The organism is Nocardioides koreensis, from assembly GCF_039531775.1.
Taxonomy (GTDB): Bacteria; Actinomycetota; Actinomycetes; order Propionibacteriales; family Nocardioidaceae; genus Nocardioides; species Nocardioides koreensis.
Window position 1 is genome coordinate 13805 of the sequence record NZ_BAAAQR010000004.1, and the last position, 23421, is coordinate 37225.

The 23421-nt window shown below is 72.6% G+C and carries 24 protein-coding genes and 1 tRNA gene; 12 read left to right on the top strand and 13 right to left on the bottom strand.

Translation table 11 applies throughout. The features are described from left to right. Positions 1-31: 31 nt before the first annotated feature. The 3 genes from ABD268_RS08080 (at position 32) to ABD268_RS08090 (ending at position 2440) form a co-directional block, all read left to right on the top strand. Positions 32-1642, top strand: a complete 1611-nt coding sequence (locus ABD268_RS08080; RefSeq protein ID WP_344149903.1) for an AMP-binding protein — start codon at positions 32-34, stop codon at positions 1640-1642. Positions 1643-1708: 66 nt separating this feature from the next. Then, positions 1709-2173 carry a peroxiredoxin gene (locus ABD268_RS08085; protein ID WP_344149905.1) on the top strand — a complete coding sequence of 155 codons (465 nt, stop codon included), beginning with the start codon at positions 1709-1711 and terminating at the stop codon, positions 2171-2173. Between the two features lie 195 nt (positions 2174-2368). Further along, a tRNA-Val gene (locus ABD268_RS08090) sits at positions 2369-2440 on the top strand. Positions 2441-2572: 132 nt separating this feature from the next. On the opposite strand, the gene ABD268_RS08095 is transcribed toward ABD268_RS08090, so the two are convergent. From ABD268_RS08095 to ABD268_RS08105, 3 genes are read right to left on the bottom strand one after another with little or no spacing between them, the layout of a single operon-like run. Beyond that, the gene (locus tag ABD268_RS08095; protein WP_344149907.1) at positions 2573-5341 is read right to left on the bottom strand and encodes an alkaline phosphatase family protein; all 2769 of its coding nucleotides are present in this window, start codon (positions 5339-5341) and stop codon (positions 2573-2575) included. Further along, positions 5338-6699: an ABC transporter permease gene (locus ABD268_RS08100; RefSeq protein WP_344149909.1), complete on the bottom strand. Its 1362-nt coding sequence runs from the start codon at positions 6697-6699 to the stop codon at positions 5338-5340. The genes ABD268_RS08095 and ABD268_RS08100 overlap by 4 nt, the downstream gene beginning before the upstream one ends. Further along, a complete protein-coding gene (locus tag ABD268_RS08105; RefSeq protein WP_344149911.1) occupies positions 6696-7670 on the bottom strand; it encodes an ABC transporter ATP-binding protein in 975 nt (324 codons plus the stop codon). The genes ABD268_RS08100 and ABD268_RS08105 overlap by 4 nt, the downstream gene beginning before the upstream one ends. A gap of 179 nt (positions 7671-7849) precedes the next feature. Here ABD268_RS08105 and ABD268_RS08110 point away from each other — a divergent pair, with 179 nt between their 5' ends. Beyond that, a complete protein-coding gene (locus ABD268_RS08110) occupies positions 7850-8545 on the top strand; it encodes a DNA alkylation repair protein (protein ID WP_344149913.1) in 696 nt (231 codons plus the stop codon). A 118-nt stretch (positions 8546-8663) separates the two neighbouring features. Beyond that, a complete protein-coding gene (locus ABD268_RS08115; protein ID WP_344149915.1) occupies positions 8664-8945 on the top strand; it encodes a hypothetical protein in 282 nt (93 codons plus the stop codon). Positions 8946-9001: 56 nt separating this feature from the next. Here ABD268_RS08115 and ABD268_RS08120 read toward each other — a convergent pair whose 3' ends face one another. The 3 genes from ABD268_RS08120 to ABD268_RS08130 are packed head-to-tail and all read right to left on the bottom strand — an operon-like array spanning position 9002 to position 11512. Beyond that, complete coding sequence (locus ABD268_RS08120; RefSeq protein ID WP_344149917.1) at positions 9002-9673, bottom strand: response regulator transcription factor; 672 nt, start codon at positions 9671-9673, stop codon at positions 9002-9004. Next, complete coding sequence (locus ABD268_RS08125; RefSeq protein WP_344149919.1) at positions 9658-11070, bottom strand: sensor histidine kinase; 1413 nt, start codon at positions 11068-11070, stop codon at positions 9658-9660. Before ABD268_RS08125 ends, ABD268_RS08120 begins: the two co-directional genes overlap by 16 nt. A 49-nt stretch (positions 11071-11119) precedes the next feature. After that, on the bottom strand, positions 11120-11512 hold the full coding sequence (locus ABD268_RS08130; RefSeq protein ID WP_344149921.1) for a hypothetical protein: 393 nt from the start codon (positions 11510-11512) through the stop codon (positions 11120-11122). A 159-nt stretch (positions 11513-11671) separates the two neighbouring features. Here ABD268_RS08130 and ABD268_RS08135 point away from each other — a divergent pair, with 159 nt between their 5' ends. After that, positions 11672-13216, top strand: a complete 1545-nt coding sequence (locus ABD268_RS08135) for an AMP-binding protein (protein WP_344149923.1) — start codon at positions 11672-11674, stop codon at positions 13214-13216. Here ABD268_RS08135 and ABD268_RS08140 read toward each other — a convergent pair. After that, on the bottom strand, positions 13213-13521 hold the full coding sequence (locus ABD268_RS08140; RefSeq protein ID WP_344149925.1) for an antibiotic biosynthesis monooxygenase family protein: 309 nt from the start codon (positions 13519-13521) through the stop codon (positions 13213-13215). The genes ABD268_RS08135 and ABD268_RS08140 overlap by 4 nt on opposite strands. Before the next feature lie 118 nt (positions 13522-13639). On the opposite strand from ABD268_RS08140, the gene ABD268_RS08145 reads away from it, so the two are divergent. The 3 genes from ABD268_RS08145 to ABD268_RS08155 are packed head-to-tail and all read left to right on the top strand — an operon-like array spanning position 13640 to position 16714. Beyond that, positions 13640-14770, top strand: a complete 1131-nt coding sequence (locus ABD268_RS08145) for a Nif3-like dinuclear metal center hexameric protein (RefSeq protein WP_344149927.1) — start codon at positions 13640-13642, stop codon at positions 14768-14770. Between the two features lie 52 nt (positions 14771-14822). Further along, the gene (locus ABD268_RS08150; protein WP_425573703.1) at positions 14823-15536 is read left to right on the top strand and encodes a zinc ribbon domain-containing protein; all 714 of its coding nucleotides are present in this window, start codon (positions 14823-14825) and stop codon (positions 15534-15536) included. Further along, positions 15533-16714 (top strand): bifunctional RNase H/acid phosphatase, encoded by a 1182-nt coding sequence (locus ABD268_RS08155; protein WP_344149931.1) that lies wholly within the window; start codon positions 15533-15535, stop codon positions 16712-16714. The genes ABD268_RS08150 and ABD268_RS08155 overlap by 4 nt, the downstream gene beginning before the upstream one ends. A 133-nt stretch (positions 16715-16847) precedes the next feature. On the opposite strand, the gene yaaA is transcribed toward ABD268_RS08155, so the two are convergent. Continuing rightward, the gene (gene yaaA / locus ABD268_RS08160) at positions 16848-17627 is read right to left on the bottom strand and encodes a peroxide stress protein YaaA (protein WP_344149933.1); all 780 of its coding nucleotides are present in this window, start codon (positions 17625-17627) and stop codon (positions 16848-16850) included. Between the two features lie 22 nt (positions 17628-17649). Between yaaA and ABD268_RS08165 the strand changes: the two genes are divergently transcribed. Continuing rightward, positions 17650-19098 carry an RNB domain-containing ribonuclease gene (locus ABD268_RS08165; protein ID WP_344149935.1) on the top strand — a complete coding sequence of 483 codons (1449 nt, stop codon included), beginning with the start codon at positions 17650-17652 and terminating at the stop codon, positions 19096-19098. Position 19099: 1 nt separating this feature from the next. Here the strand turns inward: ABD268_RS08165 and ABD268_RS08170 are convergent, their stop codons facing one another. Continuing rightward, entirely contained in the window at positions 19100-20866 is a 1767-nt protein-coding gene (locus tag ABD268_RS08170; RefSeq protein ID WP_344149937.1) for a sensor histidine kinase, read from the bottom strand. Next, on the bottom strand, positions 20863-21504 hold the full coding sequence (locus tag ABD268_RS08175; protein ID WP_344149939.1) for a response regulator transcription factor: 642 nt from the start codon (positions 21502-21504) through the stop codon (positions 20863-20865). Before ABD268_RS08175 ends, ABD268_RS08170 begins: the two co-directional genes overlap by 4 nt. 156 nt (positions 21505-21660) lie before the next feature. On the opposite strand from ABD268_RS08175, the gene ABD268_RS08180 reads away from it, so the two are divergent. Further along, positions 21661-22050: a hypothetical protein gene (locus tag ABD268_RS08180; RefSeq protein WP_344149940.1), complete on the top strand. Its 390-nt coding sequence runs from the start codon at positions 21661-21663 to the stop codon at positions 22048-22050. Positions 22051-22144: 94 nt separating this feature from the next. On the opposite strand, the gene ABD268_RS08185 is transcribed toward ABD268_RS08180, so the two are convergent. From ABD268_RS08185 to ABD268_RS08195, 3 genes are all read right to left on the bottom strand, one after another. Further along, positions 22145-22312, bottom strand: a complete 168-nt coding sequence (locus ABD268_RS08185) for a hypothetical protein (protein WP_344149942.1) — start codon at positions 22310-22312, stop codon at positions 22145-22147. A gap of 3 nt (positions 22313-22315) precedes the next feature. Next, positions 22316-22603 (bottom strand): excalibur calcium-binding domain-containing protein, encoded by a 288-nt coding sequence (locus ABD268_RS08190; RefSeq protein ID WP_344149944.1) that lies wholly within the window; start codon positions 22601-22603, stop codon positions 22316-22318. Between the two features lie 84 nt (positions 22604-22687). Continuing rightward, complete coding sequence (locus ABD268_RS08195; protein WP_344149946.1) at positions 22688-22990, bottom strand: DUF6221 family protein; 303 nt, start codon at positions 22988-22990, stop codon at positions 22688-22690. A 165-nt stretch (positions 22991-23155) separates the two neighbouring features. Between ABD268_RS08195 and ABD268_RS08200 the strand changes: the two genes are divergently transcribed. Beyond that, the gene (locus ABD268_RS08200) at positions 23156-23407 is read left to right on the top strand and encodes a hypothetical protein (RefSeq protein WP_344149948.1); all 252 of its coding nucleotides are present in this window, start codon (positions 23156-23158) and stop codon (positions 23405-23407) included. Positions 23408-23421 lie beyond the last annotated feature (14 nt).

Here is a 23421-nt window from a genome sequence, read left to right on the forward strand (position 1 = left end):
GCCCGATCCGACCGACCGCAAGGGATACCGCGTGCTCCGACAAGTCCTCGGCCGGGCGGCTGCCGCCGGCACCAGCCTGAAGGTCCTGACCGAGGCGGGGATCATCCGGCCGTACTCGCCGGTGGTCCTGGCCGGCATGGCGCGGGTGCTGCGCCAGTGGGGCACCGGCCCGGCGGGCGGGTTCGCGGCGCTGGCGATCCGGTCGCCGCACCAGATCGGGCTGATCGACGAGCTCGGGTCCCTGACGTACGGCGAGCTGCACCGGCGCTCCAACAGCCTGGCCCGCGCACTGGCGGACCTGGGTGTCTCCGAGGGTGACGGGGTCGCGGTGATGTGCCGCAACCACCGGGGCTTCGTCGACGCGAGCGTCGCTGTCGCGAAGCTCGGCGCCGACATCCTGTACCTGAACACGGCCTTCGCTGGACCGCAGCTCGTGGACGTGCTGGCGCGCGAGAAGCCGACGGCCGTGATCCACGACCAGGAGTTCACCGACCTCCTCGCCGAGGCGGAGATGAAGCACCGGGTCGTGGCCTGGACCGACGACGAGGTCGAGGGCGACTCGCTCGAGTCGCTGATCGCGGGGTGCTCCGACGACGAGCTGGAGCCGCCCGCGCGGCATGCGCGCGTCGTCATCCTGACCTCCGGCACCACCGGGACCCCCAAGGGCGCGCCCCGCAACGAGGCCGGCATCGAGGCAGCCGTGTCGCTGCTGTCGCGGATGCCGCTGCGCCACGGCTGGCGTACCCACATCGCCGCGCCCCTGTTCCACACCTGGGGCTTCGCTCACCTCGCGATGGCCATGCTGCTGGGGTCGACCGTGGTGCTCCGGCGCCGCTTCGACCCCGAGGAGTGCCTGAAGGTCACCGAGGCGGAGCGGTGTGACTCGCTCGCCGTCATCCCGGTGATGCTGCAGCGGATCATGGCGCTGCCCGAGGACACGCTGGACAGGTACGACCTCTCCCGGGTGAAGGTCGTCGCGGCCTCGGGCTCGGCGCTCCCGGGTGACCTGGCCCTGGACTGGATGGACCACTTCGGGGACAACCTCTACAACATCTACGGGTCGACCGAGGTCGCCTACGCCTCGATCGCCACCCCCGTCGACCTCCGCGAGGCGCCGTCCTCGGCCGGCAGGCCGCCGTGGGCGACGGTCGTCAAGATCCTCGACCCCGACGGCGCCGAGGTCCCGCCGGGTGAGCCCGGCCGCATCTTCGTGGGCAACGGCCTGCTCTTCGACGGTTACACCGGCGGCGGCCACAAGGAGATCGTCGACGGCCTGATGTCCAGCGGCGACGTCGGCCGGATCGGTGACGACGGCCGGTTGTACGTCGAGGGGCGCGACGACGAGATGATCGTCTCCGGTGGGGAGAACGTCTTCCCCAAGGAGGTCGAGGACTGCCTGGCCCGCCACGAGGCGGTGGCGGAGGTGGCCGCGATCGGCGTCGACGACGACGACTACGGGAAGCGGCTGAAGGCGTTCGTGTCGCTCCGGGACGGGGCGTCCGCCTCGGAGGACGACCTCAGGGCCTGGGTGAAGAAGAACCTCGCCCGCTACAAGGTCCCGCGCGAGATCGTCTTCCTCGATGAGCTGCCCCGCAACGCGACCGGCAAGGTCCTCAAGAAGGATCTGGTGGACCACGACTGAGCCGCTCGGCGACCTCCTGCCCTCGGCCGTGCTCCGCTCAGGACCGGGTGCAAGGATGGCCGCATCATGAGTGCACTCTCCCTGGGCGACTCGGCGCCCGACTTCACGCTGCGCGACCAGTTCGGCCAGGACATCACGTTGTCCTCCTTCCGCGGGCGCAAGGCGGTGGTTGTCTTCTTCTACCCCTACGCCTTCTCCGGTGTCTGCACCGGGGAGATGGCCGGCATCCGGGACCGGCTGGCCGAGTTCATGACTTTCGATACCGAGGTGCTGGCGATCTCCTGCGACCCGGTGTACTCACTGCGCGCGTTCGCCGACCAGGACGGCCTCAACTTCCCGCTGCTGTCCGACTTCTGGCCGCACGGCGAGGTGTCGCGGGCCTACGGCGTCTTCGACGCGAAGAAGGGCTGCCCCCGACGCTCGTCGTACGTCGTCGACAAGGAGGGCCTGGTCCGCTGGTCGCTCCACAACGCGATGCCCGAGGGTCGTGACCTCGACGAGCACCTCCAGCAGCTGCTGGCCGTGGCCTGAGTGACCCCAGGGGCCCGTGCTGCCTGTGAATTTCCTGTCGATGTGTGGAAACCCGCGACAGCCCTTGAACGCACCCTCTAGTGTTGTGCTTGTCGAACCGCTGGTGACCCGAGACGCCAGCGGTTCGACTTATTTCAGGACCCGGTCCGGGGTTCGCGGGAGTCGCCCTCGCTCGCTAGTCTGTGCGGGCTTCGAGGGCGTATAGCTCAGCGGTAGAGCTCTGGTCTTACAAACCAGCGGTCGGGGGTTCGATCCCCTCTGCGCCCACCGAGTCGGCTCCGGGCACAGGGCTTGCGGCGGTGCCCGCAGGCGCCCGCGCGCGAGACGACGGTGGCCCACCGGGAGTCTCCCGGTGGGCCACCTGGGCCCGGCGTCGGGTCCCAGCCCCTCAGCTCGGGATCACTCGCTGTCCGCACCGGGCAGCGCGGCGCCCGGCACCTCCCCGGGGAGGTAGATCTTCGGGTCACCCGGGTACGGCAGCATCCAGTGGTGCGTGTCGTACCACGTGTAGCGGTTCATCTGCTCCGGGTTGGCGAAGTCGGGCCGCGCGTGCCGACCGGTCAGGTGCTGCCTGCTCGCCCACTTCTGCCACGCCGTCGCGTAGGAGACGTACTTCGCAGGCGTGGGTGCCGCCTTGGCCGCGGCCCGGCCCTTGGGCGTGTCGGCGCCGCACGAGGGCTCGGTCGCGATGTTCTCGGTCAGCGGGATGCGGTTCGGCTTCGCGGTGAACGGCGTGGTGTCCGGCTTCTTCTGGAAGGCGTCGAACATCGGCGTGGCCGCGGCGACCTTCTGGTTCAGCGGCTCGGCGCCGAGGATCTGCTCCATCGTCCGCACCATCGAGAGCTGTGAGTAGTAGGTCGAGACGGTCTTCCCGTGTGCGGCCCACGGGCTGATGACCTGGATCGGAGCGCGGTGGCCGTCCACGTGGTCGGCGCCGTTCTGGCTGTCGTCCTCGAGCACGAAGATCGCCGAGCTCTTCCAGTACCTGCTGTGCGAGATCGTGTCCACGATCTTGCCGACGGCGAGGTCGCCTCCGGCCACCTCGGCGCGCGGCGAGACCGGGCCCCCGGTGTGGTCGTCGGAGAGCCAGACCATGTTGAAGTTCGCGGGGCCGGACTTCTGGAAGTCCTGCTTCCAGATCTGGTAGCGGTACAGGTCCGGGATCGACAGGTCGAACGGTGGGGAGGTCGGGTTGGTGATCTCGTTCAGCGACGGGATCACCGAGCCGTAGTCGCCCTTCAGCTCCGGCGAGGTGAGCTGGGCGGGGTCGCCGCCGTCCTCGACGCTCCTGCTGGCGCAGTAGTACTGCTGCCAGGAGCCCGACGCCCGGCCCTCGTTGTACAGGAACTCGCCGTAGTTCTTCGCCGTGTTCCCGGCGTCCTGGACGGCCGTCCAGAGGAAGCCCGAGCGCTGGTGGCCGAGCACGTCCTCCTCGGTGTCGTAGGAGCGGACGTACTCCCCGGCGCTCGACTCGGTGTACTCCGGGTCGTCGCCCTGCATGATCCAGTTGTGGCCCTCGGCGGAGTTGGTGCCGATGTCGTAGGTGTTGTCGTAGAGCCCGAACTGGCGCGCCAGCGCGTGGATGTTGGGCGTGACCTGCTCGCCGAACTGGGCCAGCGACGCGTCGCCGTTGCCCTCGGGCATGTCGCCGTGGACCTGGTCGTAGGTCCGGTTCTCCTTGACGATCATGAAGACGTGCTTGATGGTCGACGGGTCGCCGATGCGCCGGGGGACCGGGACGGCCCTGGCCCGGTTGCCGGTGGCGTGCTTGACGTCGGTGTCGGCGTCGCCCCAGCCGTTCTGCTTGAAGACCGTCGGCGTCCAGGTGTCCTTGATCTCGTCGTCGCTCGGCAGCCGGAAGCGGGTCAGCGAGGCCGTCGTGCCGTGCGTGCCGTGCCCCGTCGCCGGGGTCGTGCCGTAGCCCGCCTTGAACGTGAGGAGCGGGCCCCGGGCGTCGATGCCGCGGCGGTTGGCCACGACGAGCTGGTCGCCCACGGGGAAGACGTCCTCCGGGTAGTAGTCGGTGGGGACGAGACCGACGTAGCTGACCGGGTCGAGCGCGCTCTCGCCGAGCTCGTAGACCGCGATCGCGTTGGCGCGACCGAGGCTGACGAGGAGACGGCCGTCCTGGACCGTGATGGCGTCGGGCTCGTAGCCGACCTTCGACCCCTGCCAGGGCTGGGTCGTGATCGTCTGGACGACCTGGTCGGTCGAGGTGTCCACCACCGAGACCGTGTCGTCGTTGGTGTTGGCGACGTAGAGGACGCCCTCCTTCTCGTACATCGCGGTCGGGTGGAGGCCCACCTCGACCTGGCCGACCGGGGCGGACGCGTCGGAGGTGTCGATGGTGCTGAGCACCCCGGTCGTCGAGGTGCCGAGCTTCGGGTCGGCGGGGACGTCGGTGCCGTAGGAACCCTGGGTCGGCTCACCCGGGACGGCCCGACGGCCGCCCTCGTCGCTGACGTAGAGCTTCGAGCCGACGACCTTCAGCTGGCGGGGCGCGATGCCGACGTCCCAGGTCTTCTTGATCGTGCCGTCGGCCGGGTCGAGCGCGACGACGGTGTTCTGGCCGTTGAGGGCGGCGTACAGGGTGGAGCCGTCGGAGGAGTACGCGAGGCCGGCGGTCAGCGCTCGCTTGCCGTCCTCGGTGGGGATGGCGACCTTGGTGCCGGTGCCCAGGGTGCCGTCGTCGTAGACCGGGAAGCGGGTGAGGCCGGTCGCGTTGGGCATCCAGAGCACCTTGCCGTCGGGCGAGTAGAGGGGGCCCTCCTGGCCGACGGTGTTGTCCGACAGCCGCGCGTCGACACCGGACGCGGTGCCGCCGCGCCAGAGCAACTTGTAGGACTGCAGGTCGAAGACCTGCAGCGAGACCGACCGGTCGGTGGAGGTGGCCGCCAGGAACCGCCCGTCGGGGCTGACGGTCGAGCCCATGAACTTGCCGTACGGCGTCATGAGCCGCTCACCCAGCGGATCGAGGATCTGGTCGGAGGAGATCTGCAGGCCGTCGGCGTACTCGCTGCCGACCTGGTGCTGGCCGAAGCCGACGGTCGTGCCGTAGGCAACGCCCCCGGTGACCACGAGGGCCAGCCCTCCGATGATGCCGACCGGCAACTTGCGGGAGAAGCGCTGACGTGGGGACGTCACCACGCGGTTGCGCGTCACTCTCATTGCTGTCCTTTCCTAGCGTTGTCGAGCAGGTCGACGAAGCCGTCGAACTGCCACAGCGGGTTCGGGGCGTCACCCGTGGGGGTGCGGATCTGGAAGAACCCGTTGACTTCCTTCGGCCCGTCGCCGTCGGCGACGTACCGTCCGTCTGCGGCCACGTCGAGCTGGTAGATCGCAGTGCCGGTCGCGGTCGCACCCGGCAAGGTCCAGGTGACGACGCAGCGCCAGTCGGCGCCGGGACCCAGGTCCTCGACGCGGTCGCCACCCTTGTCGCACGTGGCCGTGGTGTGCAGCTGCTCCTCGGTGACCTCCGGGCGGTGGAGCTCCTCGGTCTGCAGCACGTAGAGGTGGGAGAACGACGTCGCCAGCGCGTCCTCCAGCTTCGGCCGGTCGATCCCCGAGCCGGTGGCGCCGGTCGCCGCAACCACCCCGACGGCGGTGGCCGCGGTCAGCCCGACCAGCGGGGCCAGGCCGGCGACGACGAGGTGGCGCGCCGAGCCGTCGTGGGCCAGGTCGGTGAAGTCGCGGCGCACGAACAGGCGGTAGGCGAGGAACGTGGCGAGCATCGTCCAGGCCAGGCTGACCGCGACCCCGGTCCAGAGCGGCCCGAGCTGTCCCGGGGTGGTGAGCAGGCCGCGGTAGCCGATGAACGCGTTCATCGGCAGGGCGACCCGGAGCGCGACCGGCACCGGCATCAGCTGGACGCCCTCGAGGACGAGCGCGAGCACGACCGGCATCAGCAGCCCGAGGGGCGAGCGGCCCAGCGCGACCGACCCGAGCAGGCCCACCGCGGAGAAGGCGAGCGTGGGTGGGACGATGCTGAGCCAGGCCAGCAGGACCGTCCGTGCGAGGGCGCCGGGCCCCATCAGGTGCCCGTCGAGCCCGGGCAGCGGGTGGCTGCCGATCGAGATCAGGCCCCCCGCGACGGACGACACGGCCAGCGCCGCGAGGAGGACCATCGTGACGGTGAGCGCGGCGAGCGCCTTCGCCACGAAGATCCGGCGCGGCGAGCGCACGGCCACCAGCAGGTGGCGCCAGGTGCCGATCCGGTCCTCGACGGCGAAGACGTCGCCGGCCACCACGCAGGTGAGCAAGGGCAGGACGAGCGTGCCCATGAAGACGAGGATCACCAGCGAGCCGGCCCATCCGGACTGGTTCATCCAGCGGCCGTACACCGCATCGGCGGGCAGCGAGGTCTGCGCGCTGACCACGGCCGTGTAGATGCCGGGGGCGAGCAGGCAGGCGAGGAAGACCAGCCGGAGACGCCACTGCGAGGTCAGCTTCACCAGCTCGAATCGGTACACGCGGCGCAGCGCCACCGGCTGGACCTCGGGGGCGGCTGCGACTGCGGTCGCGGTCATCGGGCTGACTCCTCGTCAGCGGGCTGGGTGGCGAGGTCGGCGCCGGTCAGCGCCAGGAAGGCCGCCTCGAGCGGGGGGACGACCGGCCCGAGCTCGCGGATCGCGATGCCCGCGGCGACCAGGCGCACGACGAGGTCGTCCAGGGCCGCCTCGGGCCCACGGACGACGAGCTCCCGCTCGTCCCCGGACGACAGTGACGTGCGGCCGGCCAGCAGCCTGAGGTCCGGCACGGTCCGGACGACGCGCCGGGCGCGCTCGGGGTCGGTGGTCACCAGGCGGTGGTCGAGGTCGCCGGTCTCCGCGGAGAGCTTGCCCAGCGGCCCGGAGAAGACGACCCGACCCGTGGACAGCAGCGTGACCTCGTCGCACAGCGCGGCCAGGTCGTCCATCCGGTGGCTCGAGAGGACGACGGTCGCGCCCGCGTCGGCGAGATCGGTCAGGACCCGGTGGACCTGCCGCTTGCCGGCGGGATCGAGGCCGTTGGCCGGCTCGTCGAGCACCAGCAGCCGCGGATCGCCGAGGAGGGCGGCGGCCAGCCCGAGGCGCTGCCGCATCCCCAGTGAGAAACCCCGGACCGGGTCGCCCGCCACCTCGTGGAGACCGACCCGATCGAGCAGCTCGTCGACGTCGTCGGGTCGACCGTCCGCCCGATTGCGCAGGGCGGCCAGGGCCGCGAGGTTCTGGCGCGCCGTCAGGGTCGGGTAGAGCCCCGGGGCCTCGACGAATCCGGCAACACCTCCGGGCACGGCGAGCGCGCGGCCCACCGGCGTTCCGAGCATCTCCAAGGTGCCGCCGTCCGGAACCGCCAGGCCGAGCAGGACGCCGAGGAGCGTGGTCTTCCCGGCCCCGTTGGGCCCGACGAGGCCGTGGATCTGACCGGCCGGCACGTCGAGGTCGACCTCGTCGAGGGCGATGACGTCGCCGAACGTCTTGCTGACACCGCGCGCCCGAATCGCAGCGGTCGGTTGCATGGGGTTCCTCCACCGATGAGGTCGACAATGCCGTTGCCCTGGACAACTTTCCGTCGTGGAAGTTAGGGGCCCCGAGTGGACTGGACCGCTCGATCTGCCAAACGGTCGGCGAACGCGGCCCACCGCGCAGGGGGAGCAGTCGCGGGCGCGGTCGTCCGCGCCACCCCTAGGCTCCCGCCGTGACCGATTCCGACCACGCCCTCGTCCGGGCGATCCGCGAGAGCCTGGCCGGCGCCGCCGATCCCGAGCGTGCGGCTGCCCAGCAGCGCTACATGAAGTCGGAGATGCCGTACCGGGGCATCAGCGCGCCCCAGCTCACCGCGCTGGTGCGGCCGCTGCTGGCGTCGTACGAACCGACGTCGCGGGGGGAGTGGGAGGCGACCGTGCGCGACCTGTGGGACGGGGCGACGCACCGCGAGGAGAGGTACGCCGCGCTCGCGCTGGCCAGGCATCGAGCGGCGAGGCCCTGGCGTGACCCGGCCCTGGTGCCGCTGGTGCGGCACCTGGTCGTGACCGGGGCCTGGTGGGACCTCGTCGACGACGTCGCCGTGCACCTGGCCGGGGCGATCCTGGTCGGGCACCCGGGGGAGATGGTCCCCGTCCTCCGGGGCTGGGCCACGGAGGACGACCCGTGGCTCCGGCGTACGGCGGTGATCTGCCAGCTCGGCCGGGGCGCCGACACCGACCTCGAGCTGCTGCGGCACGCGGTCGAGTCGAACGTGGACGACCCGTCCTTCTGGCTGCGCAAGGCGATCGGGTGGGCGCTGCGCGACCTCGCGCGGACCGACCCCGGCTGGGTGCGCGCCGAGGTGGCCCGGCTCGACGGGCGGCTGTCGGCGCTCTCGCGGCGGGAGGCGCTCAAGCACCTGTCCTGAGTCCCGGACCGGGTGAGAGGGCTCTCACGACGACCTCACGGCAGGCTCACCCGCGCCCGGCAACGTCCCTCTCGACAGCGTCAACCAGGGGCTCCGGCCCCGGACGAGAGGACACACCATGAACAAGCTGATGCCGATCGGCGCCCTGGCCGTCGCGGGGCTCTTCACCACCGGGATGCTGGCCGCGCAGGCGCCGGCCGCCTTCGCCGGCGGCGACGACTCCTCGGTGGTGAGGACCACCGACGACCGCGGCCGCGACCATGCGGAGGACGGGCCCCGTCACGAGGGCCGGCACCACGCTCACGACGACCACGGCCACCACCACGGCCACCACCACGGGCACCACCACGGGCACCACCACGGGCACGACGACCACGGTCACCACGGCGACGACGACTGACGTCGCAGTCTTCGGCCCCGCGGGACGACCGCGGGGCCGTCGTCCGTCCGGACCGGTCAGCTGGTGAAGCGGTACCCCATGCCGCGCACGGTCTCGATCGCCCCGGAGCCGAACTTGCGGCGCAGGTAGCCGACGTACACGTCGACGACGTTGGAGCCGGGGTCGAAGTCGAAGCCCCAGACCTGGTCGAGGAGCTGCTCGCGGGAGAGGACCTGCCCGGCGTTGAGCATGAAGATCTCCGCGAGGGCGAACTCCCGGGCCGAGAGGTCCACCTGCTTGCCGTCCACCGCGGCGCGGCGGGTTCGCAGGTCGAGGTGCACGCCACCGGCGGTGAGCGACTCGTCCCGGGACCGCGGATCGGCGCCCGAGGTGGGGCGCAGCCGGATCCGGACCCGGGCCAGCAGCTCGGCGAACCGGAACGGCTTGGGCATGTAGTCGTCGGCGCCGCCCTCGAGCGCGCTCACCGTGTCGGAGACCGAGTCCCGGGCCGTGAGGACGATGACCGGCACCGAAGATCCCTGGGCCCGCAGGTGCTCGAGCACCTCGAAGCCGTCCATCCCCGGCAGGCCGATGTCGAGGACCACCAGGTCGTGGTTGCCGCTCATCGCCTCGTCCAGGCCCTCGCGACCGTCGCCGACCACCGTCGCCACGTGCCCGTCGGCACGGAGCCCCTTGGCGACGAACGACGCGATGCGGGGCTCGTCCTCCACGATCAGGATGCGGGCCACGGGTGCTCCTCGCCGTCGCTGCCCACGACGGGCAGGGTGATCACGAACCGGGCTCCCGGCGGGTCGGCCTCCTCCACCGCCACGGTGCCGCCGTGGGCGTCGACGATGGCCCCCACGATCGACAGCCCGAGGCCGAACCCCTCGTCCCCCTCCGGCACCGCGCTGCGGCCGAACCGCTCGAAGATCCGCTGCCGGTCCGCGGGCGGGACTCCAGGGCCGGTGTCGCGCACCCAGATCCGCGCCGAGCCTCCGTCGTACGACGACCCGATCGCGACCACGTCGCCGGGCCCGGTGTGCTTCACCGCGTTGTCGGCCAGCTGGAGCATCGCCTGGGTGATCCGCTGCTCGTCGACCACGACCTTGACCTCGGCGAGGCCGTCGAGCCGCCAGTCCCGGTCGCCGAGCCCGCGGGCCTTGGCGACCAGGTCCTCGGTGAGCCGGGACAGGTCGGCCGGGCGGGTGGTCACGAAGTCCGGTCGGTCGCTCTTCGCGAGCAGGATCAGGTCACCGACCAGCCGCGACATCCGGTCCACCTCCTCGAGCAGCAGCTCCCGGGTCTCGGCCACCTCGGCGGGGCTGCCGGTGTCCAGCAGCTCGAGGTGGCCGCGCACCACGGTCAGCGGGGTCTTGAGCTCGTGCCCCGCGTCGTCGAGGAAGCGGCGCTGGCCGGCGAACGCCTCGTCGAGCCGCTCGAGCATGCCGTTGACGGTGCGGGTCAGGGCCGTGATGTCGTCGTTTCCGGTGACCGGGAGCCGGCGGGACAGGTCGGTCTCGCCGATCTCCTCGGTCGTCTCGCGCAGGGTGCGCAGCGGGGCCAGCAGGCGGCCGGACAGCCAGCCCGCGAACGCCGTGACCAGGAGCAGCGAGAGCAGGGCCACGATCGCGTACGTCCGCATCGTCGCCATCAGCTCGGCCTGCGCCTTCTCGAGGTAGGTCACCACGACCAGCGCCCCCGTCGACTGCCGACTCCGCACCGACTGGACGGTGACCAGCGCGTCCCCGTACGACGGGACGCTGACGTGGACGGTGCCGTTGCGGCTCACCAGCGGAGCCACCGTGTCGCGGAACTCCTGGCTGCGCAGGTAGGCCTCGTCGGTGCCGGAGGCGGAGACGAAGCGGGGCTCGCCGCCCAGCCAGGCGACCAGGATCTCGTTGTCGTCGGGGACCTTGCTCTCCAGGAAGCCGCGCAGCAGTGGCGTCACGCCGGCGAACGGCTGCTGGGTGGCGGGGTCGACGCCGTCCTGCTGGAGGTTGGTGAGCTCGGCGATCTCGCGGTCGACCTGGGCGTACATCCGTTCGTTGATGCGTTGGGACTCGATGGCGTAGACGATGGCGCCCGCGGTCGTCAGCGTGACGAGCACGAGCAGGGCCACTGCCGCCGTGATCCGGGTGCGCACGGAGACGCCCGACCGTGCCGGTCGGGCGTCAGCGCGCGGCGTGGGTTGCTCAGCCGTGGCCACCACCACCGGAGTCGTCGCCGCCGTGCGAGCCGCCCGAGTCGCCGCCGGAGCCGCTGTCGTCGCTGCCGTGCCCGCCGTCGTCGCCGCCGCGGTCGTCGCTGCCGCCGCCGCGGCCGTGCTCACCGCCGTGGTCGTCGCGGAGGTCGTCCAGGCTCGGGGTGACCACCTCGGGCCCGCCGTGGTCGTCACCGACGTCGTGGCCGGGGGACCGGGTGGTCGTGCCGTCCGGAGCGGCGCTTCGCGTGGGGGAGTCGCGGATCACGATCGTCTCCCGGGGAGCCGGCTCGTCGGCGGAGGACGCGGCCAGCGACCCGGCCACGAAGGCTCCCATCGGGAGGACGAGGCCGAGCGTGACGAGGATCTTCACCAGGGTGCTCATGCCACTGACGATCCTGCCCCATGGTGGGGCCGGGGTGAGAGCACGATGAGAGGACTCTCATCGAGATCGGGGTCGCCCGTGCCGGCGTACGCGGGCCGGCCAACCACGGACCCACCTGCCTCTGACTAGAGTGGCGCAGGTCACGACCAGGAGGTGCGGATGTTCGTCCCGTTCAGCGTTTCCGACTTCATCGACCGCGCGGTGCAGGTGTACGGCGAGCGGGTCGGGGTGGTCGACGAACCCAGCCAGCCCGCCCCGTCGCTCGGGGAGCTCACCTATGCCGAGATCGGCGCGCTCGCGCGGCGCCAGGCGGCCAAGCTCGACGAGCTGGGGATCGGGTTCGGAGACCGGGTGGCGATCGTGAGCCACAACAGTGCCCGGCTGCTGACGTCGTTCTTCGGGGTGGCCGGGTTCGGGCGGGTGCTGGTGCCGGTGAACTTCCGGCTGCGACCCGACGAGGTGCGCTACATCGTCGAGCACTCCGGGGCCCGGGTGCTGCTCGTCGACCCCGAGCTCGACGCGGAGCTCGCCGACGTGAAGGCCGAGCACCGCTTCGTGCTGGGCCAGGACGCCGACCTGTACGCCACCGAGGGCAGCGAGCCCCGGCCGTGGGAGCCCGACGAGAACGCGACCGCCTGCATCAACTACACGTCCGGCACGACCGCGCGGCCCAAGGGCGTGCAGATCACCCACCGCAACATCTGGGTCAACGCGGTCACCTTCGGGCTGCACGCGGCCGTCACCGATCGCGACGTCTACCTCCACACGCTGCCGATGTTCCACGCCAACGGGTGGGGAATGCCGTTCACGATGACGGGGCTGGGGGTCGAGCAGGTCGTCATCCGCAAGATCGACGGTGCCGAGATCCTGCGCCGGGTCGAGCAGCACGGGGTCACCGTCATGTGTGCCGCGCCCGCCGTCGCCGCCGCGGTGCTCGAGGCCGCGCAGGACTGGGAGGGCGAGATCCCCGGCCGGGACCGGGTGCGGATCATCATGGCCGGTGCGCCGCCGCCCACGAAGACCGTGGCCCGCGTCGAGGAGGAGCTCGGCTGGGAGTTCATCCAGATCTACGGCCTCACCGAGACCTCCCCGTTGCTCACCGTGAACCGGACCCGCGCGGAGTGGGACGACCTGTCCACCGAGGAGCGGGCGGCCCGGCTCACCCGCGCCGGCGTCCCGGCGATCGGCGTACGCCTCGACATCGGTGGCCCCGGGGAGCACGAGGGCGAGGTGCTGGCCCGCTCCAACGTGGTGCTCGAGGGCTACTGGGAGCAGCCGGAGGAGTCCGCGCGGGCGCTGGACGGCGGCTGGTTCCACACCGGCGACGGCGGCGTCATCGGCGAGGACGGCTACCTCACCATCAGCGACCGCAAGAAGGACGTGATCATCACCGGCGGCGAGAACGTCTCCTCGATCGAGGTCGAGGACGTGCTGTTCTCCCACCCCGAGGTGGCCGAGGTCGCCGTGATCGGCGTGCCCAGCGAGAAGTGGGGCGAGACGATCAAGGCGCTGGTGGTGCTGGCGGAGGGCGCGACGGTCACCGAGGCCGAGCTGATCGCGTGGTGCAAGGAGAAGGCGGCCGGCTACAAGGCGCCGACCTCGATCGAGTTCCGGGAGGTGCTGGCGCGCACCGCCACCGGCAAGCTGCAGAAGTTCAAGCTGCGGGCGCCGTACTGGGAGGGCTACGACCGCCAGGTCCACTAGCTCCCGGGCTGCACGTCCAGCACGACCTCGAACTCCAGCAGGTCGGCGCCGGAGGCCACCGGCTTGGCGCGCTCACCGGCGTGCGCCGCACGGGCGTCGCCGTCGCGCCAGGCGAGGAACGACTCGTCGTCCTGCCAGTGGGTGACGACGAAGTAGCGGTCGTCGCCCTTGACCGGCCGGAGCAGCTGGAAGCCGAGGAAGCCCGGCGCGCTGTCGACGGTGTGCGCCCGCGCGGCGAAGCGGCGCTCCAGCTCCTCGTGGGCCTGCGGGGGGACGGAGATGGCGTTGATCTTGACGACGGACATGACTCGACCCTAGGCCGGGGCTCAACACGCGACGGGTCGGCGTCGTACGGCGTGGACACGCGACGGGTCGGCGGGGCTGACTCAGCAACGGGCGACGGGTCGGCGATAGCCTCCCCGCATGCCTCCCCGCATGCCCAGCCTCAGCGACCTGGTCGACCTGCTGCACGGGTGGTACCCGCCGGCGACGGCGGACGGGTGGGACGCGGTCGGGCTGGTGCACGGCGAGCCGGGCGCGGGCGTCGGGAAGGTGATGTTCGCGGTCGACCCGACGATCGAGGTGGCGCGCGAGGCCGCCGAGTGGGGGGCCGACCTGCTGGTGGTGCACCACCCGCTGTTCCTCAAGCCGGTGCACGGGTTCGCCGCGACCACGCCCAAGGGCCGCACGCTGGCCACGCTCGCCGGTGCCGGCTGCGCGCTGCTGACCGCCCACACCAACGCCGACCGTGCCGTCGGCGGCGTGTCCGAGGCCCTGGCCACGGCGCTGGGCCTGACCGACCTCGCGCCGCTCACGTCCTCGTGGGACGGGCCGCAGGACAAGCTGACGGTCTACGTCCCGGTGCCGGACGCCGACCGGGTCCGGGCCGCGCTGGCCGACGCGGGCGCGGGACGGATCGGCGACTACGACCAGGCGTCGTTCTCGACCCCGGGGGAGGGCCGGTTCCGTCCGCTGGAGGGCGCCGCGCCGACGATCGGGTCGGTCGGCACTCCCGAGGTCGTCGAGGAGGTCCGGGTCGAGGTGGTGCTGCCGCGCGGCTGGCGTGCGGCGGTCGTGGCGGCCATGCTGGCGGCGCACCCCTACGAGGAGCCGGCGTACGACGTCGTCGAGCTCGCCGACCCCGGGACCGCGGCCACCGGGGCCGGACGGATCGGCACCGTCGCGGAGACGACGTTGCGCGGGTTCGCGGAGACCGTGGCCACGGCGCTGCCCGCCACCGCCCACGGCGTCCGCGTGGCCGGCGACCCGGACCGCGCCGTACGCCGGGTCGCGGTGTGCGGAGGCGCGGGGGACTTCCTGCTCGACACGGTGCTGCGCACCGACGCGGACGTCTACCTGACCAGCGACCTGCGGCACCACCCGGCGGCGGAGTTCCTCGAGCAGGGCGGCCCGGCCCTGGTCGACGTCGCGCACTGGGCCGCCGAGTGGACCTGGCTCCCGGTGGTCCGGGCGCGGGTCGAGGAGGCGCTGGGCGATACGGTGGAGACCCGGGTCAGCACGCGGTGCACCGACCCGTGGACCTTCCGCAACTGAATCCCCGACCGAGGAGCCCACGCTGAAATCCGACCCCTTCGCGCAACTGAAGCTGCTCGACGTCCAGGGCCTCGACCTGCGCGCCGACCAGCTGCGGCACCAGCGGGCGAACCTTCCGGAGCTGGCCGAGATCGCCGAGCTGCAGGCCGGCCGCACCGCGCTGGACAACCAGGCGCGCGACGCCCGCATCGTGGTGGACGACCTCACGGTGGAGCAGCAGAAGGTCGACGCCGACGTCGAGCAGGTCAAGGCCCGCCGGGTCCGTGACCGCGACCGGATGGACAAGGGGCTGATCACCAACCCCAAGGACCTCGAGCGGATGCAGCACGAGCTGCAGTCGCTGGAGCGCCGGATCGCCTCGCTGGAGGACGACGAGCTCGAGGTGATGGCCCGCGTCGAGGACGCCCAGCGCGAGCTCGACTCGCTGACGGCGCAGGTCGGGGCCGCGGACGAGCGCCTCGCGACGCTGGCGACCGCCCGTGACGAGAAGCTGGCCGAGATCGACGCCGAGCTCTCCAAGGTCATCGCCGAGCGCGCCGCGGCGGCCGAGGGCATGCCCGAGGACCTGATGGCGCTCTACGAGAAGCTCCGCACCCAGAAGGGCGGGGTGGGCGCGGCCGCGCTGCACCAGCGCCGCTGCACCGGCTGCCAGCTCGGCATCGACACCGCCGAGCTTGCGGTCATCAAGCGGGCCCCCAGCAACGAGGTGATCCGCTGCGAGGAGTGCTCGCGGATCCTGGTGCGCACCCCCGAGTCAGGGCTGTGACCCACCGGTCCGTCCTGATCGAGGCCGACGGCGGCTCACGCGGCAACCCCGGCCCCGCGGCGTACGGCGCGGTGCTCAAGGACGCCGAGACCGGCGAGGTGATCGCCGAGGAGGGCACCACGATCGGGGTGGCGACGAACAACGTCGCGGAGTACTCCGGGCTGATCGCGGGGCTGCGGCTGGCCGAGCAGTACGCGCCGGACGCGGAGGTCGAGGTCCGGATGGACTCCAAGCTGGTCGTCGAGCAGATGTCGGGCCGCTGGAAGATCAAGCACCCCGACATGAAGCCGCTGGCCATGGAGGCCAGCCGGCTCGCGCCGTTCGGCACGACGTACACCTGGGTCCCGCGGGAGCGGAACCGGCACGCGGACCGGCTCGCCAACGAGGCGCTCGACGGCACCCGCAGCGGGGTCACGGTCGTCGGTGAGAACCCCGGCGCGGACTCGCTGATCGAGGAGCTCGAGAGCCCCGCCGAGGCGCCGCGCCGCGGGTGGGCCGCACCGGCGGGGGAGCCGACCACGGTGATCCTGGTCCGGCACGGCGTCACCACGCACACCCTCGAGAAGCGGTTCTCCGGCGGGCTGGCCAGCGCCAACCCCGGGCTCGACGAGGAGGGCCGGGCGCAGGCGCGCGCCGTCGGTGCCTGGCTCGCGCCACTGGCGAGCTCGGTCGGTGCGGTCGTCTCCTCGCCGGTCCGCCGCACCCTGGAGACCGCCGAGATCGTCGCCGACCTGCTGGAGCAGAACGTCGAGGTGGAGCACGGCTTCGCGGAGATGGAGTTCGGCGCCTGGGACGGCAAGACGTTCCTCGAGGTCGCCGAGCAGCACCCGGACGAGCTCGATGCGTGGCTGGGCTCGCTGGACGTCGCGCCCGGCGGCGGCGAGTCGTTCCGGGTCGTGGAGAAGCGGGTGCTCGACGGGCTGCAGCGGCTGCTCGACGAGCACGGCGGCAAGACCGTGGTCGTCGTCAGCCACGTGACCCCCATCAAGACGCTGGTCGCGCACGCCGTCGAGGCGCCGCTCTCGGCGGTGTTCCGGATGGAGCTGTCGCCGGCCTCGGTGACGGTGCTGTCGTTCTTCCGCGGAGGCAAGGACGGCACCGAGGACCGGGCGTCGCTGCGGATGTACAACGCGCTGCCGCCCGGCAACGACGCGTTCTCCCAGGGCGGTCCCTGGTAGGTCTCCGGCTGCGCGCGCGGGGACGTCATACGAGGTGGCTGTCTTGGCCGCCGGGTCGTATGACGTCCCGCGGGAGGTCATACGGAGCGTGACCCCGGGCGACCTGATCGTATGACGTCCCCGCGGGACGAGGTCACACCTCGCTGACCACCACGTCGAGCTGGGTGCCCTTGCGGGTGTCGTCGCCGAGCTCGACCTTCCAGCCGAGGTCGGCGAGCTGGTCGGCGAGCTCGCCGGGGGTGCGCGGGCTGCCGCCGTCCTCGAGGACGGCGCGGACGATCCGGCCCTTGGTGGCCTTGTTGAAGTGGCTGACCACCTGCCGCTTGCCGTTGACCTCGTGCAGCACCCGGACCGTGGCCACGCGCGGCGCGAGGTCGGCCGGCGGCCGCCAGAACGCGGCGTACGTGCTCGAGCGCAGGTCGACCAGCAGCCCACCGCCGAGGGCCTCGGTGACGGTCGGGCCCAGGGCCTCGCGCCACACGCCGGCGACCGGTCCGGGGCCGGGCAGGGTGGTGTCGCCCGAGAGCCGGTACGCCGGGATCCGGTCGGCCGGGCGGACCAGCCCGAACAGCGACGAGGTGACCGCGAGCCGCGAACCCGCCCGGCGCTTGGCCGCGACGGAGAGCGTCGCGACGTCGAGGGCGTCGTAGAGCACGCCCGAGTAGATCCGGTCGGCGCGCGCGGTCGGGGCGGTGCGCAACCGCGCGTTCAGCGCGACGAGGTCGGCCTGGGTGCCGCCGAGGCCGAGGGTGCCGGCCGCCACCGCGGGGTCGCCGGTGCACAGCTCCACCAGCGCGTCGAGCACCGTCTCCCGCGCCGGGGTCAGGCCGGGGAGGCTCAGCCCCGCCAGGTCGAGCGGCTTGCCGCGGGTGGGGACGGACTTGCCCTCGCTCGGAGGCAGCAGGATCAGCACGGGTCAAGGCTAGGGTGCGGACATGCCCAGCAGCCGAGTGGTGCACGTCCGGTCCGCCGTCGAGGGGGTGGCCGCCCAGAGCCTGCGCGCGGGGATCGCGCGAATCCAGGCCGAGCTGGAGGTCACGCCGGACTTCCCGGGCGAGGTCGAGCGGGCCGCGGCGCGGGCCGCCGCCGCTCCCCGGCTGCCCGACCTGGACCGCACCGACCTGGCGCTGGTCACCATCGACCCGCCCGGGTCCATGGACCTCGACCAGGCGCTGCACCTCGAGCGCGACGGGGCCGGGTACGTCGTGCACTACGCGATCGCCGACGTGGCCGCCTTCGTGATCCCGGGCGACCCGGTGGACACCGAGGCGCACCGCCGCGGCGAGACCCTCTACGGCGCCGACTCCAAGGTGCCGCTGCACCCGCCGGTGCTGTCGGAGGACGCCGCCTCGCTGCTGCCCGACCAGGTCCGCCCGGCGCTGCTGTGGACGATCCGGGTGGACGCCACCGGCGCGGGCACCCACGTCACCGTGGAGCGGGCCCGGGTGCGCTCCACCGCCCGGCTCGACTACGAGGGCGCCCAGCGGCTGATTGACGACGGCAGCGCCGACGAGTCGCTGCGGCTGCTGGCCGAGGTGGGCCGGCTCCGCCTCGAGCGGGAGGCCGCCCGCGGGGGCGTGTCGCTGCCGCTGCCCGAGCAGGAGGTCGACGTCTCCGACGACGTGTGGGAGCTGGAGTACCGCACGCTGCTCCCGGTCGAGGAGTGGAATGCCCAGATCTCGCTGCTCACCGGCTTCGGCGCCGCGTCGCTGATGGTGCACGCCCGGGTGGGACTGCTGCGGACCCTGCCGCCGCCGGACCCGCGCGACGTCCAGCGGCTGCACCGCACGGCGCGGGCGCTGCGCGTCGACTGGCCGGCCGAGCAGCCCTACCCCGACTTCATCCGCTCGCTCGACCCCGCCCGGCCCGACCACGCCGCGATGATCACCGCCTGCACCCGGCTGCTGCGCGGCAGCGGGTACGTCGGATTCGACGGCGGGGTGCCCGCCGACCCGCAGCACGCGGCGCTCGCCTCGGAGTACGCCCACGTCACGGCGCCGCTGCGGCGGCTGGGCGACCGGTACGCCGGCGAGATCTGCGTGGCGCTGTGCGCGGGCACGGCGGTGCCGGCCTGGGTGCTCGACCGGTTGCCCGAGCTGCCCGGGGTGCTCCAGGAGTCCGGCCGGCGCGCACACCGGTACGAGGGCGCGATCCTGGACCTGGTCGAGGCGGGCGTGCTCCAGCACCGGGTCGGTGACAAGTTCGACGCGGTCGTCGTCGACGTCGACGGCAAGGACGGGACACGGGGCGTGGTCACCATCCAGGAGCCTGCCGTCGAGGCGCCGGTCGTGGGCTCGGGGCGGCTGCCGCTCGGCACCGACGTACAGGTGGAGCTGACCCGGGCGGACGTCGAGGCGCGCAGGGTCGAGTTCACGCTGCTGTGACTCAGGAGCGGCCCGGGGGTTCGGCCACCGCGAACGGGAGCGAGGCCTCGACGCGACCTCCCTGGGGCGTCGGCCCCGCGCTGAGCGTCCCGCCGAGCTCCGTGGCCCGCTCCCGCATCGAGGACAGCCCGACCCCGGCAGCCCAGGCGTCCGCGCAGGCGTCCTCGTCGGTCACGACCACGGCCAGGCCGTCGGCCCGGCACTCGAGGCGCACGGAGGCCGACGGGCTGGAGGTGTGGCGCGCGACGTTGGTCAGGGCCTCCACCACGATCCGGTACGCCGCCACCTCGACGGCTGCGGGCAGCGGCGGCAGCACCTCCGGGGCGTCGACCCGCACCGCGAGCGGCCGACCGCCGCGGCTGCGGAGCCCCGCCGCCTGCTGTCGGAGGGCGGGGACCAGGCCGAGCTCGTCGAGGGCGGGCGGTCGCATCGCGTAGACCAGCCGGCGGATCTCCTCGATGGCGGTGACCGTCTCGGCCCGGAGCACCCGCAGCAGCTCCGCGGCGCCGGCGGGGTCGCTGCCGACCAGGTTGCGCGCGGCGTCGGCGGTGAAGGCGATCCCGGACAGCCGCGGGCCGAGTCCGTCGTGGAGGTCGCGGCGCAGCCGGCGGCGCTCCTCCTCGCGGGCGGTGATCGTGTGACCGCGCGACTCCTGCAGGTCCTCGGCCAGGGCCCGGGCCCGGAGGGTCTGGCCCAGCAGCGGTGCGACCAGGGAGAGGGCTCGTCGGTCTCCCGCGGTGAGCCTCAGGTCGCCGGGACGCAGCCCGACCACCAGCTCGGCGTCCCGGTCGTGGTCCAGGCGCACCGAGCCCAGGTGCGGAGTCTCGGTGCCCGAGCTCGCCACGGTCGCGCCGCCGGACCGCAGCGCGGCGTACGGCAGCACGAGCGCCTCCCGGATCGCCCGGAGCGCCAGCACCGGGTCGTCCCCCACCCGGCCGGCGACCTGGGCCGCCGCACCCAGGGGGTCGGGACGCCGGCCGAACAGCAGCTCGTCGACGACGCCGTGCAGGACCACGCGCAACGGGTGGAAGGTCATGGCCGCCAGCGCGCCGAGCACGGCCAGCGTCGCCGGGGAGGGGGTGGTTTCGCCGAGGATCTCGAGCAGGGACTCCAGGACCATGAACAGCGCGACGTACCCGGTGGCCGCCGTCCCGAGGACGGTGACCTCGACGACCAGGCCCCGCACGTCGACGAGCTCCGGACGGCGCAGGCCGATGGCCATCGCGGCCGGTACGCCGGCCAGGGTCAGCCAGGCGACCACCTGGCCCACGGTGCCGAGCTGCATGAAGCCGGTGACGAAGACCGCCGTCCCCGCGACGGACGCCGCCAGCGCCATCCAGATCAGGGCGCGACGGTCGTCTCCGTCGGCTCGCTCGATCTTCCACCACGTGTGGGCGAGCAGCACGCACCCGAGCACCAGCCCCATCGACGACAGCACCGGGGTGCTGGCCGGCCAGGCCGACGCGAGCAGTCCCGCCGCGGCCACGGTGACCACGGCGAGGAAGTCGACGGGGCCGCGCACCCGCGCGCTCGGGTAGAGCGTCAGGGCGAGCGGCGCCAGCAGCGCCGAGGCCAGCACGAAGGCCACGCGCGCCGCGCCGTCGTTGCCCGTGGCCGCCAAGAGCGAGCCGGCCGCGAGGTTGCAGCCGCTCAGGATCATCAGCACAGCCGCTGGACGGGCCCTGCGGATGGGCAGCAGGGCCACTCCGCCGGCGACACCCCCGGCGCCGAGGGCCATCAGCGCCACCAGCGACGGGTAGCCGGTCATGTGCCCAGGCCGCCCTCGCGGGCCCGGATGATCGCGGCTGCCCGGTCGGCCACCTCGAGCTTCGCGAAGATGCTGGTCAGGTGGTTGCTCACGGTCTTGGGTGAGAGGAAGAGCGCGTCGGCGATCGCCGCCGTGCGCCGGCCGGACGCCAGCAGGTCGAGGATCTCGCGCTCGCGGTCGGTGAGCTCCGGGAACGGCTCGGCGCGCGGCGCCGGGGGAGCGGCGAAGTAACCCAGCACCCGCGCCGCGACACCGGGGCCGAAGATCACCTGCCCGGCGATGACGGCGCGGATGGCGGTGACGATGTCGTCCTGCTCGGCCCCCTTGAGGAGATAGCCCCGCGCCCCGGCCTGCATGGCGGTGAACACCGTGGCGTCGTCGTCGTACATCGTCAGCATCAGCACCGCCGCCTCCGGCACGCTGGCGCGGATCCTCCGGGTCGCCTCGACGCCGTCCGTCCCGGGCATCCGGACGTCCATCAGGACCACGTCGGGGCGCAGCAGCTGGGTCTCGCGCACGGCCGCGTCGCCGTCGGCGGCCAGCCCCACCACCTCGAGACCGTCGATGGTGTCGATGAGCGCGCGCAGCCCGCCGCGGACGACGGGATGGTCGTCGGCGATCAGCACGCGCAGACCCATGTCCCCATGATGGCGGTCGCGGTCCCACATCGACCCGGGAAGTTTCTCCCACGGCGCGCGGATCAGGGGGAACATGGTGGGGTAGTCCGTCGGTCGTGACGGGAGGCGAGCGGGGCCCACGGTGGACCCGTCCACTTCTTCACCCGAGGAGCCACCATGAACACCACATCCGACAACAGCCCCCACGGTCGGCAGAAGGCCGGCCTGGTCCTCGCCGGGCTCTACAGCCTGGCGAACATCCCCAGCGCCTTCTTCCCCGCGCCCGACGGGGAGGAGGGCCCGCCGCTCGAGATCCTCGTGATCGGCAGCCTGCTCGGCGTGGTCGGGCTGGTGGCGGTGGTCCTGGCCTGGCGCACGGGCAACCGGGCTGCGCTGCGGGTGGCCGCGGGCGCCATCATCGTCGTCACCCTGACCGGCCTGCCGGCGTTCTTCGTCGACGTGCCCGCGGGCATCAAGCTCCTGGTCGGCCTCTCGGTCCTGCTGACGATCGCCACGGTGGTGCTGATGTTCTCGCCCACTCGTCGTCCGGAGCCGGTGCTCGACTGATCCCGGTGGGCCGCACGCGCCGCTTGCGGCTGCCCCGCCACCACCGGACGGTGGGTGGTGGCGGTCCGGGGTCAGCGCCAGCGGGGCGCGCGCCTCACAGCTTGAAGCGCCACGAGAGGCCCTTGCCCAGGCGGACCCTGCCGCGGCCGCGCGAGCTCACCGAGAGCCGCCCGACCCGCTTGGAGACGCTGGCGCCGCCCCGGGACAGGTTCAGGAACGTCGACCTGCCGAGCCGCTTGCGTCGGTGGAACACCAGGCCCATGGATCAGGCCTTCTCGCAGGCGATGCCGTCGTTGTCCGCGTCGAGGGTGCCGTTGTGGCCCTCGGCGAGGTTGTACTGCTTGGTGTTGTGGTAGAAGTTCTTCACCGGCGTGCCGGACGTGTGGTCGTGGGCCTTCTTGCGGCCGACCCCGTGCGGCCACTTCTTGTTGAGGTTGGTGCAGTTGTCGTGGATGCCGGTGGTGTGGGCATCGGCGGTCACGGGCATCGCGGCACTGCCGCAGACGATGCCGAGCGCCAGGACGAAGCTGCCGAGTCGGGCCTTGCCGTGCACGTCGTACTCCTTGGTCCGAGGGGGATCGGGGAGAGGCTAGGTGCGGAGGGGCAGCTGCCGCCGGGGAATGGCGGAACCGGCCGGCTACGCCGGCTGCAGCCCCGGGTGGTCCGGGTGGTCGCGATGCCCTGCGGCGAGCAGCTTGAGGGCGGTGCAGACGCGGTCGGGGTGAGGGGCGGCCGCGTGCTCCACCACGAGCCGGCGCCTGGCCAGGCAGTCGTCGAGGGCGCGCTCCATCACCCGGCGTACCAGCGGGCTCGGCGACGCCCCTTCCCGGTCCAGGTAGGCGCGTGCGACGGCTTCGTCCTCGGTGATCCGGGCGAGCAGGAACTCCACCAGCGTGAGGCTGTCCCGGTCGCCGAACTGTCGGGTGTCAATGCTCCCCATGACCCATCATTGCTCCCCCCGAGCACGTGTTGGACCTCGAGGCTAGGGCGGTGGGACCGTCCTGCGGCGAAGAACGGCGAAACAGGGTCGAAGGTCCCGAGGCCTGGCCAGTTCGGGCCATTGGTCCCTAGCCACCTCTGGGGACGGTCAGGCAAAGGTGGATCCGTGAACGTCGAGACGTTGCGCGTCGTCACCGACCCCCAGCTCGAGCGCCGGCCCGTGATCCGTCGTGAGGACGAGAGCCAGGTCGGCCCGTTGTTCTTCAGCTTCGGCGAGATCGACCTGCTGTGCGGTGCCTGCACGTTCCTGCTGATCCGGGGCGCGCGGACCGTGGAGGCCATCCTCGACTTGATCGTGGTGTGCCCGAACTGCGGGGCCTGCAACGAGGCGTGGCAGGACCCGGGAATCCCCGCCTAGCGGGGCGAGCGCCT

Bases quoted from the DNA above. Each gene is read 5' to 3' on its own strand.
- ABD268_RS08085 (WP_344149905.1), top strand. From the start codon at position 1,709: ATGAGTGCACTCTCCCTGGGCGACTCGGCGCCCGACTTCACGCTGCGC.
- ABD268_RS08095 (WP_344149907.1), bottom strand. From the start codon at position 5,341: ATGAGAGTGACGCGCAACCGCGTGGTGACGTCCCCACGTCAGCGCTTC.
- ABD268_RS08100 (WP_344149909.1), bottom strand. From the start codon at position 6,699: ATGACCGCGACCGCAGTCGCAGCCGCCCCCGAGGTCCAGCCGGTGGCG.
- ABD268_RS08105 (WP_344149911.1), bottom strand. From the start codon at position 7,670: ATGCAACCGACCGCTGCGATTCGGGCGCGCGGTGTCAGCAAGACGTTC.
- ABD268_RS08115 (WP_344149915.1), top strand. From the start codon at position 8,664: ATGAACAAGCTGATGCCGATCGGCGCCCTGGCCGTCGCGGGGCTCTTC.
- ABD268_RS08130 (WP_344149921.1), bottom strand. From the start codon at position 11,512: ATGAGCACCCTGGTGAAGATCCTCGTCACGCTCGGCCTCGTCCTCCCG.
- ABD268_RS08135 (WP_344149923.1), top strand. From the start codon at position 11,672: ATGTTCGTCCCGTTCAGCGTTTCCGACTTCATCGACCGCGCGGTGCAG.
- ABD268_RS08140 (WP_344149925.1), bottom strand. From the start codon at position 13,521: ATGTCCGTCGTCAAGATCAACGCCATCTCCGTCCCCCCGCAGGCCCAC.
- ABD268_RS08145 (WP_344149927.1), top strand. From the start codon at position 13,640: ATGCCTCCCCGCATGCCCAGCCTCAGCGACCTGGTCGACCTGCTGCAC.
- ABD268_RS08165 (WP_344149935.1), top strand. From the start codon at position 17,650: ATGCCCAGCAGCCGAGTGGTGCACGTCCGGTCCGCCGTCGAGGGGGTG.
- ABD268_RS08170 (WP_344149937.1), bottom strand. From the start codon at position 20,866: ATGACCGGCTACCCGTCGCTGGTGGCGCTGATGGCCCTCGGCGCCGGG.
- ABD268_RS08175 (WP_344149939.1), bottom strand. From the start codon at position 21,504: ATGGGTCTGCGCGTGCTGATCGCCGACGACCATCCCGTCGTCCGCGGC.
- ABD268_RS08180 (WP_344149940.1), top strand. From the start codon at position 21,661: ATGAACACCACATCCGACAACAGCCCCCACGGTCGGCAGAAGGCCGGC.
- ABD268_RS08185 (WP_344149942.1), bottom strand. From the start codon at position 22,312: ATGGGCCTGGTGTTCCACCGACGCAAGCGGCTCGGCAGGTCGACGTTC.
- ABD268_RS08195 (WP_344149946.1), bottom strand. From the start codon at position 22,990: ATGGGGAGCATTGACACCCGACAGTTCGGCGACCGGGACAGCCTCACG.